We start from the raw sequence: 1,252 nt of genomic DNA on the forward strand, positions 1-1,252 counted from the left end.
GGTGGGTGGTGAGGGTGGTTTCGATTTCGGTGGGTTCGATGCGGAAGCCGCGGATTTTGATTTGGGTGTCGGTGCGTCCGGTGTAGTGGAGGTTGCCGTGGGTGTCCCAGTGGGCTTGGTCTCCGGTGCGGTAGAGGCGGGTTCCGGGGGGTCCGTAGGGGTGGGGGATGAAGGTGGTGGCGGTGGTGGTGGGTTGGTGGTGGTAGCCGTGGGCGAGTCCGTCTCCGGTGAGGTAGAGCTCTCCGGTGGTGCCGGGGGGTACGGGGTTGAGGTGGGTGTCCAGGACGTAGGCGTGCTTGTTGGTGAGCGGCCGGCCGATGGAGACGGTGGCGGGGATGTGCTCGGTGGTGTGGGTGGGTGAGGCGTCTTCGTTGCCGGTGTGGACGGTGTGGGTGGTGGTGAAGCCCATGGATTCGGCGGGGCCGTAGCCGTTGGTGATGTTCAGCCGTGGATACCGCTGGTGGAGTTGGTGGATGTGGGTGGGGGAGGCGGGTTCGCCGCCGGTGTAGACGGTGTGGGTGGTGGTGAAGGTGTCGGGGTGTTCGTCGGTGAGGTAGTTGAAGAGGCTGGAGGACAGTTGGAGCATGGTGACGGCGTGTTGTGCGGTGAGTTCCGCTATGAGGGCGGGTTCGGGGCGTTGTCCGGGTTGGAGGACGGTGGTTCCGCCGTGGAGGAGTGCTCCCCAGAATTCGAGGCTGAAGGCGTCCCAGGAGACGGGTGAGCATTGGAGGAAGGTTTCGGTGGGTCCGAAGGTGGCGTAGGTCTGGTGGGTGAGGGTGGAGGTGAGGTTGCGGTGGGTGGAGAGGATGCCTTTGGGTCGTCCGGTGGAGCCGGAGGTGAACATGACGCAGGCGGTGTCGTCAGGGGTGAGGTGGATGCCGAGATCTGTGGTGTCCTGACGGGCGATCATGTCGCGGTGGGTGTCGGTGAGGACGGTGTTCCAGGGGCCGGTGGCGCGGTGCTGGTGGTGGGTGTCGGTGATGAGGGTGTGGAGTGCGGCGTCGGTTGCTGTGGTGGTGAGGCGTTCGTCGGGGAACTCGGGGTCCAGGAGGGCGTATCCGGCTCCGGTTTTGATGGTGGCGAGGACGGCGGTGGCGAAGTGGGTGCCCCGGTCGAGGAGGATGCCGGCGAGTGTGCCGCGTCGGAGTCCTTGTGCGGCGAGGTGGTGGGCGAGTTGGTTGGCGCGGGTGTTCAGTTCTCCGTAGGTGAGGGTTTCGTCGTGGAAGGCGAGGGCGCGGGCATCGGGCCGTAG

General features: G+C 66.1%; 1 protein-coding gene. It reads right to left on the reverse strand.

From position 1 onward, the window contains the following. Positions 1 to 1,252, reverse strand: a 1,252-nt coding sequence (locus tag ACIA5F_RS30930; RefSeq protein WP_399358793.1) for an amino acid adenylation domain-containing protein, incomplete at both ends; no start/stop codon positions are given.

Source organism: Streptomyces sp. NPDC051567 (genome assembly GCF_044454165.1).
Classification (GTDB): Bacteria; Actinomycetota; Actinomycetes; order Streptomycetales; family Streptomycetaceae; genus Streptomyces.